24 protein-coding genes are annotated in these 24,613 nt (G+C 73.2%); 16 read left to right on the top strand and 8 right to left on the bottom strand.

Annotated features, from left to right (window positions below; translation table 11 throughout):
• Window positions 1-44: 44 nt before the first annotated feature.
• Together ACZ466_RS43520 and ACZ466_RS43525 are read left to right on the top strand one after the other, a co-directional pair.
• Window positions 45-1,031: a COX15/CtaA family protein gene (locus ACZ466_RS43520; protein WP_378289072.1), complete on the top strand. Its 987-nt coding sequence runs from the start codon at window positions 45-47 to the stop codon at window positions 1,029-1,031.
• A 48-nt stretch (window positions 1,032-1,079) separates the two neighbouring features.
• The gene (locus ACZ466_RS43525) at window positions 1,080-4,370 is read left to right on the top strand and encodes a DUF4132 domain-containing protein (RefSeq protein WP_378289074.1); all 3,291 of its coding nucleotides are present in this window, start codon (window positions 1,080-1,082) and stop codon (window positions 4,368-4,370) included.
• Between the two features lie 340 nt (window positions 4,371-4,710).
• Here the strand turns inward: ACZ466_RS43525 and polX are convergent, their stop codons facing one another.
• From polX to ACZ466_RS43550, 5 genes are all read right to left on the bottom strand, one after another.
• On the bottom strand, window positions 4,711-6,432 hold the full coding sequence (gene polX, locus ACZ466_RS43530; RefSeq protein WP_378289076.1) for a DNA polymerase/3'-5' exonuclease PolX: 1,722 nt from the start codon (window positions 6,430-6,432) through the stop codon (window positions 4,711-4,713).
• A gap of 29 nt (window positions 6,433-6,461) precedes the next feature.
• Complete coding sequence (gene prcB / locus ACZ466_RS43535) at window positions 6,462-7,304, bottom strand: proteasome subunit beta (protein WP_378289078.1); 843 nt, start codon at window positions 7,302-7,304, stop codon at window positions 6,462-6,464.
• Window positions 7,305-7,448: 144 nt separating this feature from the next.
• Window positions 7,449-8,384, bottom strand: coding sequence for an EamA family transporter (locus ACZ466_RS43540; RefSeq protein WP_378289080.1), 936 nt, complete (start codon window positions 8,382-8,384; stop codon window positions 7,449-7,451).
• Window positions 8,385-8,450: 66 nt separating this feature from the next.
• Complete coding sequence (locus ACZ466_RS43545) at window positions 8,451-9,251, bottom strand: ABC transporter permease (protein ID WP_378289083.1); 801 nt, start codon at window positions 9,249-9,251, stop codon at window positions 8,451-8,453.
• Window positions 9,248-10,174 carry an ABC transporter ATP-binding protein gene (locus ACZ466_RS43550; protein ID WP_378289085.1) on the bottom strand — a complete coding sequence of 309 codons (927 nt, stop codon included), beginning with the start codon at window positions 10,172-10,174 and terminating at the stop codon, window positions 9,248-9,250. Before ACZ466_RS43550 ends, ACZ466_RS43545 begins: the two co-directional genes overlap by 4 nt.
• Before the next feature lie 198 nt (window positions 10,175-10,372).
• Between ACZ466_RS43550 and ACZ466_RS43555 the strand changes: the two genes are divergently transcribed.
• The 9 genes from ACZ466_RS43555 to ACZ466_RS43595 all read left to right on the top strand — a co-directional run bounded on the left by ACZ466_RS43555 (window position 10,373) and on the right by ACZ466_RS43595 (window position 17,739).
• Window positions 10,373-10,762: a DUF3040 domain-containing protein gene (locus ACZ466_RS43555; protein WP_378289087.1), complete on the top strand. Its 390-nt coding sequence runs from the start codon at window positions 10,373-10,375 to the stop codon at window positions 10,760-10,762.
• A 337-nt stretch (window positions 10,763-11,099) separates the two neighbouring features.
• Window positions 11,100-11,909: a helix-turn-helix transcriptional regulator gene (locus ACZ466_RS43560; RefSeq protein ID WP_378289089.1), complete on the top strand. Its 810-nt coding sequence runs from the start codon at window positions 11,100-11,102 to the stop codon at window positions 11,907-11,909.
• Complete coding sequence (gene sufB / locus ACZ466_RS43565) at window positions 11,906-13,318, top strand: Fe-S cluster assembly protein SufB (protein WP_378289092.1); 1,413 nt, start codon at window positions 11,906-11,908, stop codon at window positions 13,316-13,318. Before ACZ466_RS43560 ends, sufB begins: the two co-directional genes overlap by 4 nt.
• Window positions 13,318-14,457 carry a Fe-S cluster assembly protein SufD gene (sufD, locus tag ACZ466_RS43570; RefSeq protein WP_378289094.1) on the top strand — a complete coding sequence of 380 codons (1,140 nt, stop codon included), beginning with the start codon at window positions 13,318-13,320 and terminating at the stop codon, window positions 14,455-14,457. Before sufB ends, sufD begins: the two co-directional genes overlap by 1 nt.
• Window positions 14,454-14,819 carry a non-heme iron oxygenase ferredoxin subunit gene (locus tag ACZ466_RS43575; protein ID WP_378289096.1) on the top strand — a complete coding sequence of 122 codons (366 nt, stop codon included), beginning with the start codon at window positions 14,454-14,456 and terminating at the stop codon, window positions 14,817-14,819. The genes sufD and ACZ466_RS43575 overlap by 4 nt, the downstream gene beginning before the upstream one ends.
• A 24-nt stretch (window positions 14,820-14,843) precedes the next feature.
• Window positions 14,844-15,611, top strand: coding sequence for a Fe-S cluster assembly ATPase SufC (gene sufC, locus ACZ466_RS43580; RefSeq protein ID WP_378289098.1), 768 nt, complete (start codon window positions 14,844-14,846; stop codon window positions 15,609-15,611).
• Entirely contained in the window at window positions 15,608-16,870 is a 1,263-nt protein-coding gene (locus ACZ466_RS43585) for a cysteine desulfurase (RefSeq protein ID WP_378289101.1), read from the top strand. Before sufC ends, ACZ466_RS43585 begins: the two co-directional genes overlap by 4 nt.
• Window positions 16,871-16,897: 27 nt before the next feature.
• On the top strand, window positions 16,898-17,353 hold the full coding sequence (sufU, locus tag ACZ466_RS43590) for a Fe-S cluster assembly sulfur transfer protein SufU (protein WP_378289103.1): 456 nt from the start codon (window positions 16,898-16,900) through the stop codon (window positions 17,351-17,353).
• Complete coding sequence (locus tag ACZ466_RS43595; RefSeq protein WP_378289105.1) at window positions 17,350-17,739, top strand: metal-sulfur cluster assembly factor; 390 nt, start codon at window positions 17,350-17,352, stop codon at window positions 17,737-17,739. Before sufU ends, ACZ466_RS43595 begins: the two co-directional genes overlap by 4 nt.
• An 84-nt stretch (window positions 17,740-17,823) precedes the next feature.
• Here the strand turns inward: ACZ466_RS43595 and ACZ466_RS43600 are convergent, their stop codons facing one another.
• Window positions 17,824-18,414: a hypothetical protein gene (locus ACZ466_RS43600; RefSeq protein WP_378289107.1), complete on the bottom strand. Its 591-nt coding sequence runs from the start codon at window positions 18,412-18,414 to the stop codon at window positions 17,824-17,826.
• 176 nt (window positions 18,415-18,590) lie between these two features.
• Here ACZ466_RS43600 and ACZ466_RS43605 point away from each other — a divergent pair, with 176 nt between their 5' ends.
• Both ACZ466_RS43605 and ACZ466_RS43610 read left to right on the top strand, forming a co-directional pair.
• Complete coding sequence (locus ACZ466_RS43605; RefSeq protein WP_378289109.1) at window positions 18,591-19,766, top strand: sensor histidine kinase; 1,176 nt, start codon at window positions 18,591-18,593, stop codon at window positions 19,764-19,766.
• On the top strand, window positions 19,763-20,428 hold the full coding sequence (locus ACZ466_RS43610; protein WP_378289112.1) for a response regulator: 666 nt from the start codon (window positions 19,763-19,765) through the stop codon (window positions 20,426-20,428). Before ACZ466_RS43605 ends, ACZ466_RS43610 begins: the two co-directional genes overlap by 4 nt.
• Window positions 20,429-20,500: 72 nt before the next feature.
• Here the strand turns inward: ACZ466_RS43610 and ACZ466_RS43615 are convergent, their stop codons facing one another.
• Window positions 20,501-21,661 carry an EAL domain-containing protein gene (locus ACZ466_RS43615; RefSeq protein WP_378289114.1) on the bottom strand — a complete coding sequence of 387 codons (1,161 nt, stop codon included), beginning with the start codon at window positions 21,659-21,661 and terminating at the stop codon, window positions 20,501-20,503.
• A 225-nt stretch (window positions 21,662-21,886) separates the two neighbouring features.
• Window positions 21,887-22,282, bottom strand: coding sequence for an ABC transporter permease (locus ACZ466_RS43620; protein WP_378289116.1), 396 nt, complete (start codon window positions 22,280-22,282; stop codon window positions 21,887-21,889).
• Window positions 22,283-22,464: 182 nt separating this feature from the next.
• Between ACZ466_RS43620 and ACZ466_RS43625 the strand changes: the two genes are divergently transcribed.
• Genes ACZ466_RS43625 through ACZ466_RS43635 form a run of 3 tightly spaced genes read left to right on the top strand, consistent with a single transcriptional unit; the run spans window position 22,465 to window position 24,543 of the window.
• A complete protein-coding gene (locus tag ACZ466_RS43625) occupies window positions 22,465-23,103 on the top strand; it encodes an AIM24 family protein (protein WP_378289119.1) in 639 nt (212 codons plus the stop codon).
• 2 nt (window positions 23,104-23,105) lie between these two features.
• Window positions 23,106-23,759: an AIM24 family protein gene (locus ACZ466_RS43630; RefSeq protein WP_378289121.1), complete on the top strand. Its 654-nt coding sequence runs from the start codon at window positions 23,106-23,108 to the stop codon at window positions 23,757-23,759.
• Between the two features lie 7 nt (window positions 23,760-23,766).
• On the top strand, window positions 23,767-24,543 hold the full coding sequence (locus ACZ466_RS43635; protein WP_378289131.1) for an AIM24 family protein: 777 nt from the start codon (window positions 23,767-23,769) through the stop codon (window positions 24,541-24,543).
• The last annotated feature ends 70 nt before the right edge of the window (window positions 24,544-24,613 follow it).

The following is a 24,613-nucleotide window of genomic DNA, read 5'->3' on the forward strand; positions in this document are numbered from 1 at the left end:
GCTGGGCGGGGGTCGGATCCGAGCTTTCGGTCCCCGCCCATACGATGAATGCCGTGGCTGTAGGAAATCCCCTGACCCGTGCACGCGACGCCGTGTGGCGCCCCACGCCCGCCTCGATGCGGCTGCTGGCCCTGCTCGGCGTGATCGGCAACGCGGGCATCATCGGCACCGGCGGTGCCGTCCGCGTCACCGAGTCCGGCCTGGGCTGCCCGGCCTGGCCCAAGTGCACGGGGGACAGCCTCGTCCCGACCCCGCACCCCGAGCACGCCACGATCAACATGGCGATCGAGTTCGGCAACCGGATGCTCACCTTCCTGGTGCTGGCCGTGGGCGCGATGGTGTTCGTCGCCGCGCTGCGGATGCGGCCGCGCCGCCGCGACCTGGTGCTGCTGGCCGCGGCCCAGCCCGCCAGCGTGATCGCCCAGGCGATGATCGGCGGCATCGTGGTCCTCACCGAACTGCATCCGGCGTCGGTGTCGCTGCACTTCCTGGTCTCGCCCGCGCTGCTGATCTTCTGCGTGGCGCTGTGGGTGCGCGCGGGGGAGGGCGACGAGCCGCCCCGCCACCTGGTGGGCCCGGCGGTGCGGCGGCTGGCCGTGGCCCTGGCCGCCGCCACCGCGGTCGTCCTGGTCGCCGGGACGGTCGTCACCGGCACCGGGCCGCACGCGGGCGACTCCGACTCGCGCCGCTACGGCTTCAACATCGAGGACGTCTCCCGGATCCACAGCCTCCTCGCCTGGGTCACGGTCGTCCTCACGATCACGCTGCTGGTGGTCCTGTACCGGGTGAAGGCCCCGGCCGTGCTGCGGCGCCGGGCCATGGAGCTGTTCGCGATCGAGCTGGCGCAGGGGCTGGTCGGCTACGTTCAGTACTTCACCGGCGTTCCGGCGCCGCTGGTCGTCCTGCACATGGTCGGCGCCGCGCTGATGTGGATCGCCGCGCTGCGGGTGATCCTCGCCACCCGGGAGCGCGGGCCCGTCGCCGTCCCGGACGCCTCGGCGCCGTCCGAGCGCCAGCCGCAGCCTGCCTGACCCGGCGTTCCGGCGGGTTGTCGGACGGCGCGGCTACGGTGTGCGCCCATGAGCGATCGACACGCCCCGGCGCGCGGCGAGGACGTCCTGGAGCTCCCCGCCGAGCTGCGGCCGTACCTGCATCCCCGGCGGGGCGGTTCGGCGGGCGCCCCGGTCGAGGTCGACGCGTCCGCGGCGGTGTGGATCAGGGCGCTGGTGGACGAGGCGTTCCCGGGCCCCGGCTCCGTCCCGGACCGGCTGGCCGGGGACGCGGAACGGGTGGAGCGCGCGCGGGCGCACCTGGCCGGTGAGACGAGCCCCGCGGGCGCCGCCGCCGTCACCCTGGCCGCGTGGACGCGGCCGACGGCCGACCCCGCCCGGGGCGAGGGGGTCCGGCTGTACCCCGACGACGCGGCGCAGAGCGCCTTCGCCGACGCGTGGGTCGCCGAGCACGGGGTGGCGTTCGCGGCCTGCGCGCTGGTCGAGCTCAGCACGGTCACGACCGCGTGGGCCGGATTCCCGCCGTCCAGGGTGCGGATCCTGCCCGGCGAGGACGTCCGGCTGGGGTGGGAGACCGGCCGCCGCATGCGCACCCTGCTGGCCGAGGCCGCCGACGATGACCACCGGGACGCCGTCGAGCGGCTGGCCGCGCACCGCGGGACCCAGGCGCAGAAGGCCGTCGCCTCGTACCTGATCCCCACCCGGCAGGACTGGCTGGACGAGTGCCACGAACCGTACGGCAGGGAGAGCCCCAGGTGGTGGCTGCTGCGGCACGCCTACAGCACGCCTCGGCAGCTGGCGAAGGACGGGCTGCTCTTCCGCGACGACTGCCCGATGAGCCTGCTGGTGACGCTGGCGGACGCCGCCGCGGCCGACGCCGTTCCGCTGTTCGCGCGGACGCTGGACGAGGGGCACGTCGACGCGGCCGAGCGCAGGCGCCTGCTCGAGGTGCTCGGCCTGATCCCGGCCGACGAGGCGTTCCGGGCGCTGGTGGAGCGCATCGACGAGAAGTACGTCCGGCCCGTGCTGATCGCGGCGATGGCGCGGTACCCGGCGCGGGCGCTGCGGCGGCTGGCCGAGGCCGGTGTCACCGAGCCGCTCGCCGAGCACGTGCGGGCCCATCCCGAGGTGGCCGCCGCCGTCCTGCCCGCGCTCCCGGACGACGCCCGCGCGACCGTGGAGAAGGCCGTCGCGGCCGACGTCCGCCTCCCCGAGGCGAACACGGGCGACCTGCCCCGGCTGCTGGTCGAGCCGCCGTGGACCCGCAGGCGCAAGGCGCCGAAGGCGGTCGTCGTCACCGGCCTGGCCCCGCCCGCCGAGCAGCGGATGACCTGGGCCGAGGGGGAGCGGGAGGCGTGGTCGGTCCTCGCCCTCCCGAGCGGTGCCCGGCCCTACCCGGCCGGCGGCGACTGGTCGGCGGTGGCGGCGGCCTACCGGGCCGGCCGCGTCCGGTGGGACGTCCTGGTCGCGCAGGGGCCGCCGGAGATCGTCCGGCCGATGCTCGCCGAAAGGCACGACCCCCACTTCTTCTGGAACGCCGACGACGTCTCGTGGATGAAATCGGTCGTGGGCCGGTACGGGTTCGACGCGCTCCCGCTGCTGATGACCGCCGTCCGGAGCAATCCCGGCACCTGCGCCCGCGTGCTCCTGCCGTACCTGAACGCCGAGGTCGCGACGTTGATGGCCGAGTGGCTCGCGCAGCGGAAGACGGCGCGGCACGCCGCGATCACCTGGTTCGGCAGGCACGGCGCCGGCGCCGCGCGGATGCTGTTCCCGGCCGCGCTGGGCAAGGCGGGGAAGGCCCGGAAGCAGGCCGAGGGGGCGTTGCGGCTGCTGGCCGCCCGGCACGGCGCCGAGGAGATCGCGGCGGCCGCGCGCGACCTCGGCCCCGAGGCGGCCGGCGCGATCGAGGCGCTACTGGCGGCCGACCCCCTGGACATCCTCCCGGCCCGCGCGCCCGCCGTGGGCGACTGGGCCGACGCGGGCGCGCTCCCCCAGATCCTGCTGCGAGGGCGCGGGCGCGCCCTCCCGGCGACCGCCGCGGGGCACGTGATCACGATGCTGGCGATGTCGCGGCCGGGTGAGGCGTACGCGGGCCTGGACGTGGTCCGGGAGCTGTGCGACCGGAGGTCCCTGGCCGAGTTCGGGTGGGCCCTGTTCGAACGCTGGGAGCGGCACGGCGCGCCCGCCAAGGACGGCTGGGCCCTGGAGCAGCTCGGCGTGCTCGGCGACGACGGCACGGTGCGCGCGCTGGCCGCCGCCGTCCGCGCCTGGCCCGGCGACGCCCACCACAGGCGGGCCGTGACCGAGCTGGACGTCTTCGCCGCGATCGGCACCGACCTGGCCCTCATGCACCTGCACGCCCTCGCCGGGCACGTGCGGTCCACGGGCCTGCGGGCCCGCGCCAAGGACAAGATCGAGGAGATCGCGGCGGCGCGCGGGCTGACCCCGGAACGGCTCGCCGACCGCTTCGTCCCCGACTTCGGGCTCGACCCCGACGGCAGCATGACCCTCGACTACGGCCCGCGCCGCTTCACCGTCGGCTTCGACGAGGCGCTGCAGCCCTTCGCCGTCGACGGGGACGGCCGCCGCCGCACGACCCTGCCCAAGCCCGCCGCCGGCGACGATCCCGATCTGGCCCCGGCCGCCCACCGGCGCTTCTCCTCGATGCGGAAGGTGGCGCGCGAGGCGTCCGCCGAGCAGGTCCGGCGGCTGGAGGCGGCCATGGTCGCCGGCCGCGGCTGGACGGCCGGCGAGTTCCGGGCGCTGTTCGTCGACCATCCGCTGGTCTGGCACATCGCCCGCCGCCTGGTCTGGCTGGCCGGAGACGCCTTCCGCGTCGCCGAGGACCGCACGTTCGCCGACGTCCGCGACGAGCCGTTCACCCTTCCCGGCACCGCGACCGTGCGGATCGCGCACCCCCTTGACCTGGGCGACGACCTGGCCGCCTGGCGCACGCTCCTGGGCGACTACGAGATCCTGCAGCCGTTCCCGCAGCTCGAACGGCCCACCTACGCCCTCAGCGCGGAGGAACGGGCCTCGGCCCGCCTCGCCCGCTTCGAGGGCCTCAAGGTGCGGACGACACGGGTCCTGGCGCTGTCGCACCGCGGCTGGGACCGCGGAACCCCCGGCGGCGTCTCCCGCGTCCTGCCCGGCGCCCGCCACGTCGTCGTGGACCTGAACCCGGGCCTGCACTTCGACGGCGGCGACCTCGTACCCGAGCAGGTGATCGAGGCCGTCCGGCTCACCGACCACACCTTCGCCGAGACGGCCGGCCTCACCTTCGGCGACCTTCCCCCGGCGGCCGCCTCGGAAGTCCTGGCCGCCCTGACCACCCTGCAACCCGGCGGAACCCCCTGATCGTGCTCACGCCGTCGAGGGTCGTGGGTCCGGGAGGTTGAGCGCCGGGACGCGGACGGGGGTCAGATCGCGGCGCGGCCACGTCCTGGCAGGCCCTGCCAGGCGTTCGCCGCGGACCAGGTCGGCCTGGCCTCCAGCGCGATCCTGGTGGCCGCCCTCGCGAGATCTCGGCCGGGTGTCCAGGACACGCCCCCGCGGGGTGGTGTTCGCGGGACGGTCCGCCGACCGTCAGCCGCTCGGACATCGGCGGCCGTCGCCGGGCCTCCTGGCGACCTCGGGACGGCCCGGCGGACGCAGCGCGATTCCGCGGTGTCAGGGGTGGTAGGCGGGGCTTCGGCGGTCAGGCGGGCTTGTTGAGGAAGGCGCGGAGGTCCTTCAGCGGCCAGGTGTTGATGACGTCGTCAGGGGTCAGCCAGCCGCGCTGGGCGGTGCCGATGCCGTAGCGGATGTTGCGGTGGTGGCCCAGGGAGTGGGCGTCGGTGTCGACGGCGAACTTCACGCCGTGGTGGAGCGCGCGGCGGATCAGGTCCTCCGGCAGGTCGAGCCGGTCGGGGAAGGAGTCGATCTCCAGGGCGGTGCCGGTGCGGGCGGCGGTCTTGAAGACCTCGTCCCAGTCGGCGTCGACCGGGCGGCGCCTGCCGATCGAGCGGGCGGTGGGGTGGCCGATCACATGGACGTGCGGGTTCTCGCAGGCGCGGACCAGGCGGCGGGTCATCGCGGCCTGGTCCTGGGTGAAGTGGGAGTGGATCGACGCCACGCAGATGTCGAAACCGGCCAGGAAGCCGGCGTCCCAGTCGACGCCGCCGTCGGGGTCGATGTTGAGCTCGGTGCCGTGCAGCAGGGTGAGATCGGGATGGCGCTTCTGCAGCGCGCGGACCTGGTCGCGCTGGGCGAGCATCTTCTCGTCGGTCATCCGCTGCATGAACAGGTTGGGCGCGTGGTCGGTGATCGCGTAGTACTCCAGGCCGCGGGCGGCGGCCGCCTCCACCATCTCCTCCAGCGTGGCGACGCCGTCGGTGAGGTCGGTGTGGGAGTGCAGGTCGCCCCGGAGGTCCTCGACGGTGACCAGGCGCGGCAGCGCGCCCTTGAGCGCGGCCTCGATCTCGCCGCGGTCCTCCCGCAGGACGGGCGGGATCCAGGGCAGGCCGAGCCGGGCGTAGACCTCCTCCTCCGTCTCGGAGACGATCAGCTCCCCGGACTCGGCGTCGAACAGGCCGTACTCGGAGAGCTTGAGACCGGCGCGGACGGCGATCTCCCGGGTGCGGATGTTGTGGGCCTGGGAGCCGGTGAAGTACTGCAGTGCGGCGCCCCACGACTCCGGCGGGACGACCCGCAGGTCGACCTGGAGGCCCTTGGCGGTGCGGACGGAGGTCTTCTTCTCGCCGCTCGCGATGACCTCGGCCACGATCGGCAGCTCGGTGAACGCCTTCATGATCGGGCCGGGCTCGGTGGCGGCGACCAGGACGTCGATGTCGCCGATCGTCTCCCGCATCCGCCGCAGCGAGCCCGCGTACGTGCAGCGCAGGCAGCCGGTGACCGCGGACAGGGCGGCCGTGATCTCCTCGGCCAGATCGGTGGCCACGTCGATCAGGACCCGCTCGCCCGACTGCTGCATCAGCTCGATGCCGTGCAGGATGTTCTCCTCGGTCTTGGCGCCGAAGCCCTTGAGGCCGCGCAGCCGCCCCGCGCGGATCGCGTCGGCCAGCTCGCCCACCGAGGCGATGCCGAGCTCCTCGTACACCGCCAGCGCCTTCTTGGGGCCGAGGGTGGGGATCGCGGTCAGGGCGCGGACGCCCGCGGGGATCTGGGCGCGCAGCTCCTCCACCTGCCGGATGGTGCCGGTGGTGGTGTAGTCGAGCACCTTCTTGGCGATCGCCTCGCCGACCGTCGGGATGGTGCGCAGCCCGGCCAGGTCCATGCCGGCGATGTCGTCGGGGTGCCCGGCGATCGCCCGCGCCGCCTTCTCGTACGCCCTGATCTTGAAGGCGTCGCCGCCCGTGATCGACAGCAGGTCCGCCAGCTCCTGGATGAGTGCCGCGGCCTCTTCGTTCGCCCGTGCCATACCGCGAGTCTAGGGCGGGGGTACGACAGTCAGCGGAGCGGCGCGACCGGCCCGTCGGGACGCTCGTGGCGGGCCTCCACGACCCGGTCGACGATCTCCGCGACCTGCTCCTCGGGCAGCCTGCGGTAGCCGTCGGCGGTGACGACCGACACCACCGGGTAGATGCGCCGGGTGCGGTCGGGCAGGCCGGTGGCGGTGTCGTCGTCGGCGGCGTCGTAGAGCGCCTGCACGCACACCTCGGCCGCGTCCTCGACCGACAGGTCGGGCCGGTAGAGCTTCTTGAGGGAGCCGGCGGCGTACGGCGAGCCCGAGCCCTCGGCGTGGAAGTCGCGGGCGGGCTGCGGCGAGCCGGTGATGTCGTAGGTGAAGATCCTGCCCTCGCCGGTGTCGGGGTCGTACCCGGCGAACAGCGGGACGACCGCCAGGCCCTGCAGCGCCTGGGCGAGGTTGGCCTGGATGACGGCGCCGAGGCGGCGGGCCTTGCCCGGCAGCGACAGCGGCACGGTCTCCATCTTCTCGTAGTGCTCCAGCTCGACCTGGAAGAGCCGGACCATCTCCAGCGCGAGGCCGACCGTGCCGGCGAAGGCGACGACCGAGTACTCGTCGGCGCGCTGCACCTTCTCCAGTTCGCGGTAGGCGATCTGGTGGCCGCGGGTGGCGCGGCGGTCGCCGGCCATCATCACGCCGCCGGGGAACGTCAGCGCCAGGACGGTGGTGCCGTGGGGCAGTTCGAGCCCGGCGCCGCCGTCCCGCGGGACCCGGTTGACCGGGAGCGACTCGGGCGAATGGACCCGCAGGAAGTCGACGAACGACGGAGCGCCCGCCTCGAAGTACTCGGGCGGCAGTCCCTGATCCTCTGCCCAGCCGGTCACGGTGACCCCTCTCGAACTCCTCGCCGACACGCGTCCTGCGATGATCCTTGCACGGATCCTTTCACCTCCGCCGAGCCTCCCGCCACCGCGCCCGGGCTCCCAGGCCGCCCGGGCCCGCCCGGGGACGGCGCCGGCCCGCGGGCGTCAGGGCTCGGCGGCGGGCGGCGGTTTCGCCGGGCCCAGGGTGGCCCCGGCACAGGCGACGATCACGCAGGCGATCGCCACCCACTGCCGCCCGGTGAGGATCTCGCCCAGCACCACCACGCCGACCAGCGCGGCCACCGCCGGTTCCAGGCTCATCAGGATCCCGAACACGCGCGGGGGCATCCGGCGCAGCGCCTCCAGCTCCAGGGAGTAGGGGATCACCGACGACAGCAGCCCCACGCCGATGCCGAGCGCCAGCAGCCGCGGGTCGAGCAGGGCGGAGCCGCCCTCGGCGACGCCCAGCGGCAGGATCGCGAACGTGCCGACGACGCTGGCCAGCGCCAGCCCGGACGACCCGGCGAACCGCCGCCCGGTGGCGGCGCTGAGCAGGATGTAGGCGGCCCAGCAGGCCCCGGCCAGCAGCGCGAAGCCGATGCCGACCAGGTCGGCCTCGCCGCCGCCGCGCGCCAGCATCACCACGCCCCCGCCGGCCAGCGCCGCCCAGACCAGGTCGCGGGGACGGCGGGAGGCCACGATCGCCACCAGCAGCGGCCCCAGGAACTCGATCGTGACCGCCATGCCCAGCGGGATCCGGGAGAACGACTGGTAGATCGAGAAGTTCATCAGCGCCAGCGACAGGCCGAAGCAGGCGGCGACGGCCAGGCTCGTGCGGGAGTGGTCGCGCAGCACGCCGCGGAGCGCCCCGCGGGCCAGGAAGCCGAGCACGATCGCCGAGGTGAGCAGCCGCATGAGCACCATCGCGCTCGGCGGCATCCGGTCGAACATGTGCTTGGCCATGCCCGCGCCGATCTGCAGCGACAGGATGCCCAGCAGGATGAGGGCGGGCGGCGGGAGCGCGCCGAGCGACAGCAGCCGCAGGCGCTCGGGGAAGCCGCCCGCACGGCCGTAGGAGCCGGGGGCCTCAGCCAGTGCCATGCGTCGCTCCCGTCCGTTCCCTTCCTGGGTCCCTTCCCGTGCTCTGTACGGCCCCGCCCGTCGGCGTCACTCCCATCGGAAGAAGCGGGCGGCCAGGGCGAGCCCCGCCGCGGCCCACACCGCCAGGACGAGCAGCGGCCCGCCAGGGAACGCCGCGCCGTGCTGGAGAACGTCCCGCAGCCCCTCGGCCAGTGCCGAGATCGGCAGCAGCTCCAGCGCCGAGCGCACCTCCGAGGGGAAGCGCTCCAACGGGAAGACCACTCCGCCGACGGCCAGCAGCAGCACGTACACCAGGTTGGCGGCGGCCAGGGTGGCCTCGGCGCGCAGCGTGCCCGCCATCAGCAGGCCGAAGCCGCTGAACGCCGCGGTGCCGAGCAGGATCAGCGCCAGCGCCGACACCGGGTCGCCGTGCGGGCTCCAGCCCATGGCCAGCGCCACCGCGCAGATCACGGCGGCCTGGAGCGCCTCCACGGCCAGCACGGTGAGGGTCTTGGCGGCGATCAGCCCGGAGCGCGGCAGGGGCGTGGCGCCGAGCCGTTTGAGCACGCCGTAGCGGCGCTCGAACCCGGTGCCGATGGCCTGCCCGGTGAACGCGGTCGACATCACCGCCAGCGCGAGGACGCCGGGGGCCAGGAAGTCGACGCGCGGGCCCGGGCCCAGGTCGAGCAGGGACGTCCCGCCGAACAGCGCCAGCAGCACCACCGGGATGATCATGGTGAGCAGGAGCTGCTCGCCGTTGCGCAGCAGGGTCCGCAGCTCGTAGCCGGCCTGGGCGAGGATCATCCGCGGCAGCGGGACCGCGCCCGGCGCGGGGGAGAGGTCGAGCGGAGGTCCGGCGGACGAGGGTGCGGGCTCGGCGGTGGTCATGAGCGCAGCTCCCGTCCGGTCAGCTCCAGGAAGACGTCCTCGAGGGTGCGGCGCTCGATGCGCAGCTCCTCGGCCATGACGCCGTGCGAGGCGCACCAGGCGGTCACCGTGGCCAGCAGCTCGGGCCGCACGTCGCCCTCGACCAGGTAGTGGCCGGCCGGGGACTCCTTGGCGGCGCTGCCCAGCGGGAGGGCCGACAGCAGCTCGTCCAGGCCCAGCCCGGGCCGCGCCCGGAAGCGCAGCTGCCGCTCCGCTCCGGCGAGGTCGGCGGGGGCGCCCTGCGCCACGACCGTCCCGTGGTCGACGATGACGACGTGGTCGGCCAGGCGCTCGGCCTCCTCCATGTAGTGCGTGGTGAGCACGACCGAGACCCCGGCGCCGCGCAGCTCCTCGACCAGCTCCCAGGTGGAGTGGCGGGCCTGCGGGTCGAGGCCGGTGGTGGGCTCGTCCAGGAAGACCAGCTCGGGCCTGCCCACCAGCGCGACCGCCAGCGACAGCCGCTGCTGCTGGCCGCCCGACAGCCTGCGGAACGGGGTGCGGGCCTGCCCGGTCAGGCCGAGCCGCTCCAGCAGCGCGGCCGGGTCGAGCGGGCGGCTGTGGAAGGAGGCGATCAGGCGCAGGAACTCGCCGGCCCGCGCCGTGCCCGGCACTCCCCCCGACTGCGGCATCACGCCCACGCGGGGCTTGAGGGCCTTGCCGTCGGCGGCCGGGTCGAGCCCGAGGACGCGGACGAGCCCGGAGCCGGCGCGGCGGAAGCCCTCGCAGATCTCGATCGTGGTGGTCTTGCCGGCGCCGTTGGGGCCCAGCATCGCGGTCACGGCGCCCCGCGCGGCGCGGAACGAGAGCCCGTTCACGGCGGTGACCGGTCCGTAGCGCCTGACCAGGTCCGCGACCTCGACCGCGCTCTCTCCAGGGGGTGCCATGGACCCGAGTTTAGGTCGGCCCCCGGACGCCTCCGCGCGCGCGTGCCCCGGTCTGCGGTGGAACGGTCCCGTGGAGGGTGATCCAGGTCACAGCAATGGCAAGGTCAAAAATTGGACACGCGTGACAAAAGCAAATAAACCTGCTTTGTCACCCGCGCACTGGAACCATCGCAACCCGTAGGCCTTTGGGGGTCGGATATGGCGCTGTCGGCAGAGGAGATCCGGACGCTGAACGAGATCGCCCGGCGCATGGCCGAGGAGGATCCCGAGCTCGTCCGGCGCCTGGTGTCCGACGGCCTCCACGGCCCGGCGGAGCGCGAGGGCGGCTCCGCGGAGGGCGGCGACGGCGCGGCGGAGAACGCCGGCGGATCCGAGGCGGAGCGCGTCGTCCGGCGCATCGAGGTCGTCGAGGTCGGCTCGCGCCGCCGGCTCGCGCGCTACCTGGCGTCGCTGCGGGCGGTCGCCCCGGCGGCCCTGGTGGGGGCGCTCCTGGTCTCGGGTGTCGTGGTGTCCTTGCTGGTGGCGGCTCAGAACGCGGACAGGGCCGGGACGCGCTCGCGCGGCCCCCGCGGGCGCCTGCGGCCCTGACGCGCCTGACGCCTTCCCCGCGCCGCATCGGACGGCCGTTCGCCCGCGCCCTTCGATCGGGCGACGAATTCCACGCCGCTTCAAGCCGCTTCAAGCCGCGACCATGATCTGCCCGCCCCGGGGCAAAATCTGTCCGCCCCGGGCGAAGCCGGGTCGCGCGGCACGGCATCCGAACGCCGGCGGCGTCCCATCCGACGCGCCCTGGCCGGACCCGCCCCCGGGGGGCCGGAGAATCGCATCATCGCAGGTTAGGTAAGGCTAACCTGCGTGAGCCATGACATCCGGGAAGGCGTTGGTCGCCGGGAAGGAATTACGGCACACTGATGTTGTGAAAAACGTGGGCGAGAAGACGACGAGCGGGGTGACCGAGCGCGACACACGCGCCCGGGTGGCCCGGCTCGTGCTCGAACACGGTCCCATCACCGCCTCGGCGCTGGGTGACCGGGTGGGTCTCACGCCCGCCGCGATCCGGCGCCACCTGGACGCGCTCCTGGCCGAGGGCATGATCGAGATCCGCCGGGCACGGCCGCAGACGCGGCGCGGCCGCGGGCGGCCGGCCAAGTGGTTCGCGATCACCGACGCCGGGCGCAGCGCGTTCGTGCACGCCTACGACGATCTCGCCTCCAGCGCCCTGCGGTTCCTCGCCGAGAAGGCGGGGGAGCGCGCGGTATCGGAGTTCGCCCGGCGGCAGATCGCCGACCTGGAGCGCCGCTACCTGCCGGTGGTGCGGGACGCCCCGCCGCACCAGCGGGTGCGCAAGCTGGCCGAGGCGCTCTCCGGCGACGGCTACGCCGCCGCGGCCGCCAAGGGCCCCAGGCCCGGCGGGGGCGAGCAGCTGTGCCAGCACCACTGCCCGGTCGCGCACGTCGCCGCGGAGTTCCCGCAGCTGTGCGAGGCCGAGACCGAGGCGTTCAGCCGCCTGCTGGGCACCCCCGTCCAGCGGCTGGCGACCATCGCCCACGGCGACGGGATCTGCACCACCCACGTCAGCCCCCGCTCCCTCACCAGGGGGGACGGGGACGAGGACGGCGATCCCGCCGCGGCCGGCGAGCGGTCGGGCGCCGATCCGTCCGCGCCGACAGGTGCGGCCGGGGACGCGTCGAACGGTGACACAAGCGACGAGGAGTCCGGGAGGACCCCCATATGACGACGGCAGCCCACCCGGAGCTGGAAGGGCTCGACAGGTACAAGTTCGGCTGGTCCGACCCTGACGCGGCCGGAGCATCGGCGCGCCGCGGCCTGAACGAAGAGGTCGTGCGCGACATCTCCGGCAAGAAGGGCGAGCCCGACTGGATGCTCGACCTGCGCCTCAGGGGTCTGCGCCTGTTCGGCAAGAAGCCGATGCCGAGCTGGGGGGCGGACCTGTCGGAGATCGACTTCGACAACATCAAGTACTTCGTGCGCTCCACGGAGAAGCAGGCGGCGACGTGGGAGGACCTCCCCGCCGACATCAAGGCCACCTACGACAAGCTGGGCATCCCCGAGGCCGAGAAGCAGCGGCTGATCGCCGGGGTCGCGGCCCAGTACGAGTCCGAGGTCGTCTACCACAAGATCCGTGAGGACCTGGAGGAGAAGGGCGTCCTGTTCCTGGACACCGACACCGGGCTGCGCGAGCACCCGGAGATCTTCCAGGAGTACTTCGGCTCGGTGATCCCGGTCGGCGACAACAAGTTCGCCGCCCTCAACACCGCGGTGTGGTCGGGCGGGTCGTTCATCTACGTGCCGCCGGGCGTGCACGTGGAGATCCCGCTGCAGGCATACTTCCGGATCAACACCGAGAACATGGGCCAGTTCGAGCGGACCCTGATCATCGCGGACGAGGGCTCGTACGTGCACTACGTCGAGGGTTGTACCGCTCCGATCTACAAGTCCGACTCGCTGCACTCGGCGGTCGTGGAGATCGTGGTGAAGAAGGACGCCCGCGTCCGCTACACCACGATCCAGAACTGGTCGAACAACGTCTACAACCTGGTGACCAAGCGCGCCGTCGCCTACGAGGGCGCCACCATGGAGTGGGTCGACGGCAACATCGGCTCCAAGGTCACCATGAAGTACCCGGCGGTCTACCTGCTCGGCGAGCACGCCAAGGGCGAGACGCTGTCGATCGCGTTCTCCGGCGAGGGCCAGCACCAGGACGCCGGCGCCAAGATGGTGCACGCCGCGCCCAACACCTCCAGCACGATCGTGTCCAAGTCGGTGGCGCGCGGCGGCGGCCGCACCAGCTACCGGGGCCTGGTGGAGATCCAGGAGGGCGCCGAGCACAGCAGGTCCACGGTGAAGTGCGACGCGCTGCTGGTCGACCAGATCAGCCGGTCCGACACCTACCCCTACGTGGACGTCCGCGAGGACGACGTGGAGATGGGCCACGAGGCCACCGTCTCCAAGGTGTCGGAGGACCAGCTGTTCTACCTGATGAGCCGGGGCCTCAACGAGGACGAGGCGATGGCGATGATCGTGCGCGGGTTCGTCGAGCCGATCGCGCGCGAGCTGCCCATGGAGTACGCCCTGGAGCTGAACCGGCTGATCGAGCTGCAGATGGAAGGAGCCGTCGGCTGATGGGGCTGGAGACACGGCCTCTCTCGACGTTGCACGAGAGGGCCTCCTACGAGGTCGCCGACTTCGAGGTCCCGACGGGCCGCGAGGAGGAGTGGCGGTTCACCCCGCTGCGCCGCCTGCGCGGCCTGCACAACGGCACCGCCGAGCCCGACGGCAAGGTCATCGTCGAGGCCGACGCGGCGCCCGAGGTGCGGGTGGAGTCGGTCGGGCGCGACGACGCCCGGCTGGGCAAGGCGTACGTGCCCGCCGACCGGGTGAGCGCGCAGGCCTGGGCCTCGTTCACGCAGGCGATGGTGGTGACCGTGCCGAAGGAGACGGTCGCGTCCCGGCCGACGGTCCTGCGGCTGCGCGGCGAGGACGCCTCCGCGGCGGCCTACGGCCACACCACCGTGCTCCTGGAGCCGTTCGCCGAGGCCACCGTGGTGCTCAGCCACCGCGGCCCGGCCACCTACGCCGACAACGTCGAGTTCGTCGTCGGCGACGGCGCCCGGCTCTCGGTGATCAGCCTGCAGGACTGGTCCGACGACACCGTGCACGTCTCCCACCAGCACGCGCTGCTGGGCCGCGACGCCCGGTTCGTCTCGCACAACGTGACGCTGGGCGGCGACCTGGTGCGGATCTCCCCGACGGTGTCCTACGACAAGCCCGGCGGCGACGCCGAGCTGTACGGGGTCTACTTCGCCGACGGCGGCCAGCACCTGGAGCACCGGCTGCTGGTCGACCACGCCGTGCCGCACTGCCGCAGCCGCGTCGACTACCGCGGCGCGCTGCAGGACCGGGACGCGCACGCGGTCTGGATCGGCGACGTGATCATCCGGGCCGAGGCGGAGGGCACCGACACCTACGAGCTCAACCGCAACCTGGTGCTGACCGACGGCACCCGGGTCGACTCGGTGCCGAACCTGGAGATCCTCACCGGTGAGGTCGCGGGCGCGGGGCACGCCTCGGCGTCCGGCCGCCTGGACGACGAGCACCTGTTCTACCTGCAGGCGCGGGGGATCACCTACGACGACGCCCGGCGCATGGTGGTGCGGGGTTTCCTGGGCCAGCTGATCGAGCGGATCGAGGTCGAGGAGGTCCGCGAGAAGGTGGCCGAGGCGATCGAGGCCGAGCTCGACCGGGGAGCCCGGGAGAGATGACCTCGGACGCGAAGCCCGCGGGGGCCGGGGGGACGGCCTCCCAGGACGGGTACGTCAAGGTGTGCGCCCTGACCGAGATTCCCGCGGACGGCGCGCTCGGCGTCGAGATCGACGACACGCCGGTGGCGCTGGTGCGCGCCGGCGAGGCCGTGCACGCGGTGAACGACATCTGCTCGCACGCCGAGGTCTCCCTGTCCGAGGGCGAGGTCTACAACGGCACCATCGAGTGCTGGCTGCACGGGTCCTGCTTCGACCTGCGCACCGGCAAGCCCACCAACCCGCCGGCGACCCAGCCGATCGCCACGTACAAGGTCAAGGTCGAGGACGGCGACGTGTACGTCTCGCTGGGCTCCGGCGACTGAGAGACGACTGAGAGATACAAGATCATGACCACCCTAGAGATTCGCGACCTCCACGTCTCCGTCGCCGACGGCGCCGACGGGAGCAAGGAGATCCTGCGCGGGGTCGATCTGACCGTGCGGGCCGGTGAGACGCACGCGCTGATGGGCCCCAACGGCTCGGGCAAGTCCACCCTCGCGTACGCGATCGCGGGCCACCCCAAGTACGAGGTGACCTCCGGCTCGGTCGCGCTGGACGGCGAGGACGTGCTGGGCATGAGCGTCGACGAGCGCGCCCGCGCGGGGCTGTTCCTGGCCATGCAGTACCCGGTCGAGGTGCCCGGCGTGTCGGTGTCGAACTTCCTGCGCTCGGCGGTCACCGCCGTCCGGGGCGAGGCGCCGAAGCTGCGCGATTTCTCCAAGGAGATGAAGCGGGCGATGGACGCGCTGTCCATCGACCCGGCCTTCGCGCAGCGCTCGCTGAACGAGGGCTTCTCCGGCGGCGAGAAGAAGCGGCACGAGATCCTGCAGCTGGAGCTGCTCAAGCCCAAGATCGCGGTGCTGGACGAGACCGACTCGGGCCTGGACGTGGACGCCCTCAAGGTCGTCTCCGAGGGCGTCAACCGGTTCTCCGGCTCCGGCGAGACGGGGGTGCTGCTGATCACCCACTACACCCGGATCCTGCGGTACGTGAAGCCCGACTTCGTGCACGTGTTCGCCGGCGGCCGGGTCGTCGCCGAGGGCGGCCCGGAGCTGGCCGACACCCTGGAGAACGAGGGCTACGAGAAGTACGTGAAGGCGGGCGCATCGGCATGACCCTGCTCCCCGAAGAGCTCAAGAAGGACTTCCCGCTGCTCCAGCGCACCGTGCGCGGCGGGCGCGACCTGGTCTACCTCGACTCCGGGGCGACATCGCAGAAGCCCGTCCGGGTGCTGGACGCCGAGCGGGAGTTCTACGAGCGCCACAACGCGGCGCCGCACCGCGGGGCGCACCTGCTGGCCGAGGAGGCCACCGGCCGGTACGAGGACGCCCGCGCCACCATCGCCACGTTCATCGGGGCGGTGCCGGGCGAGCTGGTGTTCACCAAGAACGCGACCGAGGGCATCAACCTGGTCGCGTACGCGATGAGCAACGCGGCGACATCGGGCCCTGAGTCCGAGCGGTTCAAGGTCGGCCCCGGCGACGAGATCGTCGTCTCGGAGATGGAGCACCACGCGAACCTGGTCCCCTGGCAGCAGCTCTGCCAGCGGACCGGGGCCACGCTGCGCTGGTTCGGCATCACCGACGAGGGCCGGCTCGACCTGGAGCACCTCGACGAGATCATCAACGAGCGGACCAGGCTGGTCGCGCTGACCCACCAGTCCAACGTGCTGGGCACGGTGCCGCCGATCGACCTGATCACGGCGCGGGCCCGGCAGGTGGGCGCGCTGGTGCTGCTGGACGGGGCGCAGTCGGTCCCGCACCAGCCGGTCGACGTGGCCGCGCTGGGCGTCGACTTCCTGGCGTTCTCGGGGCACAAGATGCTCGGCCCGACCGGGATCGGCGTGCTGTGGGCCCGCCGCGAGCTGCTGGAGGCCATGCCGCCGTTCATCACCGGCGGGTCCATGATCGAGGTGGTGCGGATGGAGGGCTCGACCTTCATGCCGCCGCCGCAGCGGTTCGAGGCCGGGGTGCCGATGACGGCGCAGGCGATCGGCCTGGGCGCGGCCTGCGACTACCTGACCGAGCTGGGGATGGACCGGGTGCACGCGCACGAGGAGGCGCTGGTCGCCTACTCGCTGGAGCGGCTCGGGGAGATCCCCGGCGTCCGGCTGATCGGCCCGCTCAGCACCGACGCGCGCGGCGGCGCGGTGTCGTTCACCGTGGACGACATCCACCCGCACGACGTGGGGCAGGTGCTGGACGAGCTGGGCGTGGCGATCCGGGTGGGGCACCACTGCGCGTGGCCGATCTGCCGCCGCTTCAACATCCCGGCGACCACGCGGGCGACGTTCTACCTCTACAACACCCTCGCCGACGTTGACGCCCTCGCCGACGGGGTACGGCACGCGCAGAAGTTCTTCGGCACGCACTGACGGCCCCTCGGAGGAGAAAAGGACGACATGCAGCTCGAGGCGATGTACCAGGAGGTCATCCTGGATCATTACCGCAACCCCCTGAACAAGGGGCTGCGGGAGCCGTACGAGGGCGAGGCGCATCACGTCAACCCCACGTGCGGCGATGAGGTGACCCTGCGCGTGCACCTCGACGGCGAGGGGCAGGACGCCCGCGTCGCGGACGTGTCCTACGACGCCATGGGCTGCTCGATCAGCCAGGCGAGCGCGTCGGTGATGAGCGATCTGATCATCGGCAAGTCCGTCAAGGAGGCGATGGCGGTCGGCGAGGAGTTCCTGGCGCTGATGCAGTCGCGCGGTCAGGGCGAGCCGGACGAGGACGTCCTGGAGGACGCCGTCGCCTTCGCCGGGGTCTCGCAGTACCCCGCCAGGATCAAGTGCGCCCTGCTCGCCTGGATGGCGTGGAAGGACGCGACCGCCCGAGCACTCGGAGAGGCATCATGAGCGACACCCCCGCAGACACCACCGGCACGGACGCCGCGGAGGCCGCGGAGGCCGCCGCGGGCACCACGGCCGTCACCTCGAACGAGGCCGAGGAGGAGATCCTCGAGGCCCTGCGCGACGTGGTCGACCCCGAGCTGGGGATCAACGTGGTCGATCTCGGCCTGGTCTACGGCGTGAACCTGGCCGACGAGGTCGCCACCCTGGACATGACGCTGACCAGCGCGGCCTGCCCGCTCACCGACGTGATCGAGGACCAGGCCGCCAGCGCGCTGGACGGGCTGGTCAAGGACGTCAAGATCAACTGGGTCTGGCTGCCGCCGTGGGGCCCGGACAAGATCACCGAGGACGGCCGGGACCAGCTGCGCGCCCTGGGCTTCAACGTCTGACGCGCTTTCGACGTCCGGCCCGAACGACCGCCGGCGCCCCGCCGCCTCTTCGCGAGGTGGCGGGGCGCCGCCGTTTCCGGGCCGTCAGCGGTGGGTGGCGGACGCGCCGTGCGCCTGGCCTGCGGCGGGCTCCTCCTCGCCGGGCTTGGGCTTGGCGGGCCACAGGGTGTGGCTGATGGGCCAGATCGACCAGATCGCCAGCACCGTCAGCAGCCGCTGCGTCCAGCCCAGCAGCGCCTCGGTGCGGGCCGTGTCGTCCACCATCACGATCATGCTGAGCAGCACGCCGCAGGCGATGGCCGTGGCCAGCGACGCCTTGCCGAACTCCCGCCACTCGTAGCGGACGCGGGCGCGGCCGTACCTGGGCTTGCCCTTGGGCGGCGGCCCGCCCGCGAAGCGGTGCGCGAAGCGCTCGTCGGCCCAGCGGATCATGCTGCGCCCGAACACGACCGAGTAGCCCAGGTAGGCGGCCGACAGCCCGTGGGTGAAGTTCGCCGTGCCGCCGCCGCGCAGGTCGGCGACGGTGGCGGTCAGCAGGATGACGTCCAGCAGCGGGACGCACATCAGCAGCGCGGCCCCGAGCCGGCGGCGGCCCAGCAGGTAGCGCACCGCGAGACCGGCGAGCAGCAGCAGCCAGAACCCGATCTCGCTGGCGGCGATCAGCGCGAGCAGCAACGTTCCCCCTTGGTCGGTCCTGCCTTCGATGGTGTCGCGGCGGCGGGGCCCGCGCCTCCTCACGGATGCCGAAAACGGGGGTCGTCCGAACGATGTACGGCGCGCCGTCATCCAGGCGGAGGCGGAGCGCTCCCGGGGGATGCTGAGATGGGAGGGTGCGATCGACGAGACCACCCGTGCGCCTCCCGCGCGTCACCCGGAACGACACGCTCGTGGCCGTGGTCGCGCTGGCGGGCGGCCTCCTGCTGATCGCGGCGAAGGGGTACGCGACCTGGGCGCAGGGCTGGGACGCGGGGAAGGGCTGGCGGGTGCTGCCGCTGCTCGGCCTGGTCGCGGCCATACCGTTCCGCCGCACGGCCCCGCGCATGGCGCTGCTGGCCGCCACCCCGTTCAACATCGCCGATCTGGTCCTGGGACCGGGGTTCGCCTCGGCGATCATCTATGGCGACCTGCTGTACGCGGCGTCGCTCTACGGGCGGCGGCGCACCGCCGAGCGGCTGCTGGCCGCGACCGCCGCCGGCACGCTCGCCCTGAGCGGCTTCGCGCTGGTCACGACGCACAGCGTCAGCCTCACCGTGATCGTCGCGGCGATCGCCGGGGTGACCTGGTTCATGCCGGTGATGACCGCGATGGCGGTGCGCGAGCACCGGTTCACCGCGCAGGCCGAGCGGCAGCGGGCCGAGCAGATGGCGCGGCTGGCCGAGCTGGACCGGCGCGGCGCCGTGAACGCCGAGCGGGCCCGGATGGCGCGCGAGCTGCACGATGTGATCGCCAACCATCTCAGCGCGGTGGCGCTGCACTCCTCGGCCGTGCTGAAGGTGCCCGACCTGGACCGGGAGGCGCTCAACCGGGCGATGGAGATCATCCGGGAGAACAGCGTCCAGGGGCTGGCCGAGATGCGGCGCATGATCAGCCTGCTGCGGGAGGGCGAGGAGGAGGACCGCGATCCGCCCGCCGCGCCCCGGCTGGAGGGGCTGGAGCGGCTGGTCGGGCACACCCGGCGCGCGGATCTGACGGCCGCGCTGGAGGTGCGCGGCGAGCCGCCGGAGCTGCCCGCGGCGGTCGAGCTGGCCGCGTACCGGATCGTGCAGGAGTCGCTGACGAACGCGCTCAAGCACGGCGGCCCCGGCAGGGCCCTGGTCCAGGTGGGCTACCTTCGCGACAGGGTGGTCGTCGAGGTGCGCAGCCCGCTGGGGCCGGACGGCCCGCGGCTGCCCGGCTCGGGCGCCGGGCTCATCGGGATGCGGGAGCGGGCGGCGATGCTGGACGGCACGTTCGAGGCCGGGCCGTGCGACGGCGCCTGGCGGGTGCGCGCCGAGCTGCCGGTCGAGGTGGAGAGGGAGAACGCGTGATCAGGGTGCTGGTGGCCGACGACCAGGCGGCCGTCCGGGCCGGGCTGGTGCTGATCCTGGGCTCCGCGCCCGGGATGACCGTGGTCGGCGAGGCCGCCGACGGGGAGCGGGCGGTGGCGCTGGCCCGGGAGCTGCGCCCCGACGTGGTGCTGATGGACATCCGGATGCCCCGCCTGGACGGGATCTCCGCCACCCGGGAGATCGTCGGGATCGCGGACGTGCTGGTGCTGACGACCTTCGACGTGGACGAGTACGTCTTCGGCGCGCTGCGGGCGGGGGCCGCCGGGTTCCTGCTCAAGGACGTCGACGCCGACCGGCTGGTGGACGCGGTGCGCACGGTGGCGTCGGGGGAGGGCATCATCGCCCCCAGGGTGACCCGCAGGCTGATCGGCGCGTTCGCGGCCGGTCCGGCGCCCGCGGCCCCGCCCGCGGTGCTGGCCGACCTGACGCCGCGGGAACGGGAGGTGTTCGCCTGCCTGGGCGAGGGCCTGTCGAACGTGCAGATCGCCGAGCGGCTGGACATGGCCGAGACCACGACCAAGACCCATGTCAGCCGGATCCTGGGGAAGCTGGGGCTGCGCAGCCGCGTGCAGGCGGCCATCCTCGCCCAGGAGACGGCCGCGGGCGCCCCGCCCGGCCGAGAGTCCGGGCCCACGCCGTAGCCGCTGCCCCGGCCGCGGCTCCGCCCGCGGCTCCGGCCCGCGGTTCAGACCGGCGGTTCAGATCGGGGGGCGTCAGGGGGAGAGGCTGCGGATGAGGTCGGCGACCCGGACGATGCCCAGGCAGCGCCCGAGCTCGTCGGTGACGACCAGGTCGTCGTAGACCCGGTCGTTCTCCTGGCCGGCGGCGCGCAGGGCCGCGATGGCCGGCACGGTCCGCGGAACGAGGCGCGGTACGTCGGCGAGGATGCCGGCGGGCTTCTGCGCGTACAGGGCGTGCCCGTACGCCCCCGAGAGCCGCAGCAGGAACCGGGTGCGGTCCACGGTGGCCCTGGGCCGCTGCCGCTCGTCGATCAGCACCACGCTGGTGGTGCCGGTCTCGGCGTTCAGCACCTCGAGCACCTCGTCGGCGGTGGCGGTGTGCGCCACGGTCACCGCGGGCAGCGTGAACTCCGAGACGCGCGGGCCGAGGAGCGCCTCCGGCCGTTCGCGGCGGGGCTCCTCCCGCGCCGCCACCGGCACCGTGACCCGCATGCCCGGCCGCCACTCGGGCGGGGCGAGGGCGGGCCCCTGGACGAGGCGGACGCCCAGCTCGCGCTGCGCCAGTACCTGCTCCTCGCTGGCCAGGCCGGGCGCCAGGACGTGGACGCCCAGCCGGTGCGCCAGCTCCACCAGCGAGGTGACCAGCGCGGCGCGGCGCGGGTCGGCGCCGGCCCGGCGGGCCAGCTCGGGGTCGAGCTTGACCAGGTAGGGCGAGCCTTCCACCAGCAGGTCCAGCGGGGCGTGCACGGCCCCGAGCCCGGCCAGGCCGATCAGGTACCCGGCCTGCCTCAGCTTGCGGATCGCGGTGGCGACGGCGGGCCGCTGCGCGGGCGGGAAGCCGCCGTGGACGCACAGGATGATCTCGTGCGGGCGGCGGCCGGCCTCGCCCAGGCCCTGGTGCAGCTCGCCGAGGAAGGCCTCGCCGAGCCCGAGCGTCTCGGCGCGCAGGCCGATCTGGAGGGGCAGCCGGGTGCGCAGGTCCGCGGTGGCGCGGGCGGCGGCCACGGCCCGGCGGACGTCCTCGCCGGCCGGGTCGATGCGCAGCGCGGGGTAGTGGGGGGAACGGGGGTCCTCGGGGGTCTGCGCCGCCGGAGGGCCCGCATGGGTCTCGACCGCGACGACATGCCCGGTGTCGAGATCGACCACCGGCTGGAACACCGCCCGGGAGGGAAGCAGGACATCAACGGCTGACACATCCGCATCATGCCGTACTAAAACGGATGAAAGCGCACTTGTTAGGAGATGTTTACGCACAATTCGTCGGCGACGTCCCTGGTCACCGCGTATGCGCGAGCCGCCGCTGACGCTCCGTCACCGTCGTTCCGGCACCCGCGCGGGACACCCCCGACGGCGCGTTCGGGGGCCCGTTTTCGGCGGCGCGTCCGGAGTCGCTCGGGCGGCCCTTCGGGGGCGCGGCGCTCAGAGGGCGCGGGCGCTCGCCATGGCCGACAGCGCGTAGGTGCCTCCCGCCAGCGCCGCCGGCCACACGTACGGCATGATGTCGGCGCCGCGCAGCCCCTGCACCACCACCGCGGCCACCAGCGCCGCCGTGACGACGTCGCCGGTCATGGCGGCCGCGCGCAGGTGGGCGCGGGCCCGGTGGCCGGTGCCGAACCCCTCGCTGATCGTCAGCGCCGGCTCGTTGCGGCGGTAGGCCAGGGCGGCGGCGTACCCGGCCAGCACGGCCAGCGCGATGAGTCCCGTTTCCGTCCGGCCGTCGGTGGCCAGCACCGTCGCGACCACCGCGCCGGCGCCGAGCACGATCCCGGGCACGATCCACCGGCTGAGGCTCCGGTTCTCGGGGGCGATCCACATGAACGCCATCCTTCCTGATCTGTACCGCGAACGGCGCCTGCAACGCGCGAGATTTTGCGCCTCCCTGGCACAGGGTCGTACCCGCCGTGCCCAAAGCCGCGTGCCGCGCCGAAACCAAGCGAAACCATGTCCGTGCGCGTGACCGGGGGACGCGGCCGCTCCACCCGGTATCTTGTGGCCTCGTGGCGCAATTCCGAATGAACGGCTCCAAGATGCTGGCCGTCGATCTGGGCGGCGAGACGATCAGAGCGCTGAACGGGTCCATGGTCGCCTACGAGGGGCAGATGTCCTTCAAGCGGCAGGGTATGACCGGTGGCGAGGGCCTGCGGGGGGCGCTCAAGCGCCGCATCGCCGGCGAGGGCATGACGCTGATGGAGATCAGCGGCCAGGGGACCGTCTACCTGGCCAGCGAGGCCACCGAGGTCACGCTCGTGCAGCTGACCGGCGACACCCTGTTCGTGGAGTCCGAGAGCCTGCTGGCGCTGGACGGGCAGCTGCAGACCGGGGTGGAGTTCGTCGGCCTCCGCGGCATGGGCACCGGCCAGGGCCTGGCCACCACCAAGGTCGGCGGGCACGGCACGGTGGCGATCCTGTCCAACGGCCCCGCGATCGCCCTGGAGGTGACCCCGCAGATGCCGCTCTGCGTCGACCCGCACGCCTACGTCGCCCACCACGGCCAGCTGCAGCAGGACGTGGTGACCGACGTCAACTGGCGCACCGTGCTGGGGCAGGGCTCGGGCGAGAGCGTGCAGTTCCGGTACCAGGGGCACGGGCTGGTCTACGTCCAGCCGGCCGAGCGCGGCGGAATTCTGGAGATCTGAGCATGCCCGGATACGAGTCGATCAACTCAAAGATGCTCCAGGTGGCGATCGCGCCGGGCCGGGAGGTCTACAGCAAGCGCGGCGCGATGCTGGCCTACAGCGGACGGGTGTCGTTCGCGCCCACCAGCACCTCCGGGCAGGGCCTCGGCGGCGCCCTCGGCCGCGCCGTCGCCGGAGAGCACACCTCGATGATGCACGTCACCGGGCAGGGCACCGCGATGTTCGGGCACGCCGGGCTGTACGTGGAGGTCATCGAGCTCAACGGCGCCGACACGCTGGTCGTCGAGGCCGACCGGCTGTTGGTGCACGACGCCACCCTGCAGGTCGGCACCATGTTCATGGGCAAGGACGGCGGGATCGGCGGCGTGATCCGCGGCGCGGTCAGCGGCCAGGGCCTGTTCACCACCACCCTCAGCGGGCACGGGTCGTGCGCCCTGCTGTCGCACGGCGGCGTCATGCAGATGCCCATCAACCCGCAGCGGCCTGTCCACGTCGACCCGCAGGCCTACGTCGCCCACCGCGGCCAGGTGCAGAACAAGCTGACCACCGCGGTGGGGCTGCGCGACCTGGTCGGGCGCGGCTCGGGCGAGGGCTTCCAGCTGGAGCTCAGCGGCACCGGCGTCGTCTACGTCCAGGCGAGTGAGAGGAAGATCTGACGTGAGTATGCCGCCTCCCGGGCCTCCGCCCGCGCCGCCCGCCACGTTCAACGCGATGACGCTGCCGTCCAACGACAACGTCAACGCCTACTCCTTCAGCGTGGACCTGAACGGCCAGTGGTTCGCGCAGAAGGGCAAGATGATCGCCTACTACGGGCAGATCAGGTTCGAGGCGCTGTCGTCGGGCCCGCTGGACTCCCTGGTCGCCTCCACCTTCCACTCCCCGCTGTACGCGCACGACTGGATCGTCGCCCAGGGGCAGGGCAAGCTGGTGCTGGCCGACCGGGGCTTCGACGTCAACTCCTTCGACCTGGACCAGGGCAACCTGACCATCCGCGCCGGGAACCTGCTGGCGTTCGAGCCGGGGCTGGAGCTCAAGCAGTCGATCATCCCGGGGTTCCTCACGCTGATCGGCACGGGCCGGTTCGTGGCGGCCTCCAACGGCCCGGTCCACTTCGTGGAGCCGCCGATCCGGGTCGACCCGCAGGCGCTGCTGGGCTGGGCCGACTGCCCCTCGCCGTGCCACCACTACGACCACTCGTACATGAGGGGCGTGCTCGGCGCCGCCCGCATGGTGTTCGGCATCGGCGGCACCTCGGGCGAGGAGCACCAGTTCGACTTCACCGGGCAGGGCACCGTCCTCATGCAGTCCTCGGAGGTCGTGACCGGCGAGGACACGCTGCTGCGCGACCTGGAGGGCCAGGTCGGCATGCTCGGCACCAACGGCCTGCAGCGGCTGCACCACACCATCGGGCAGCGGCTGGCCGCCGAACGCCAGGACTGACCCGCGCCCGGCGCCGTGCGAACGGGCGCCGTGCGGGCGGTGCGGGGGCGGCGCGCCACCTCCGCACCGC

The organism is Actinomadura rugatobispora (assembly GCF_055379765.1).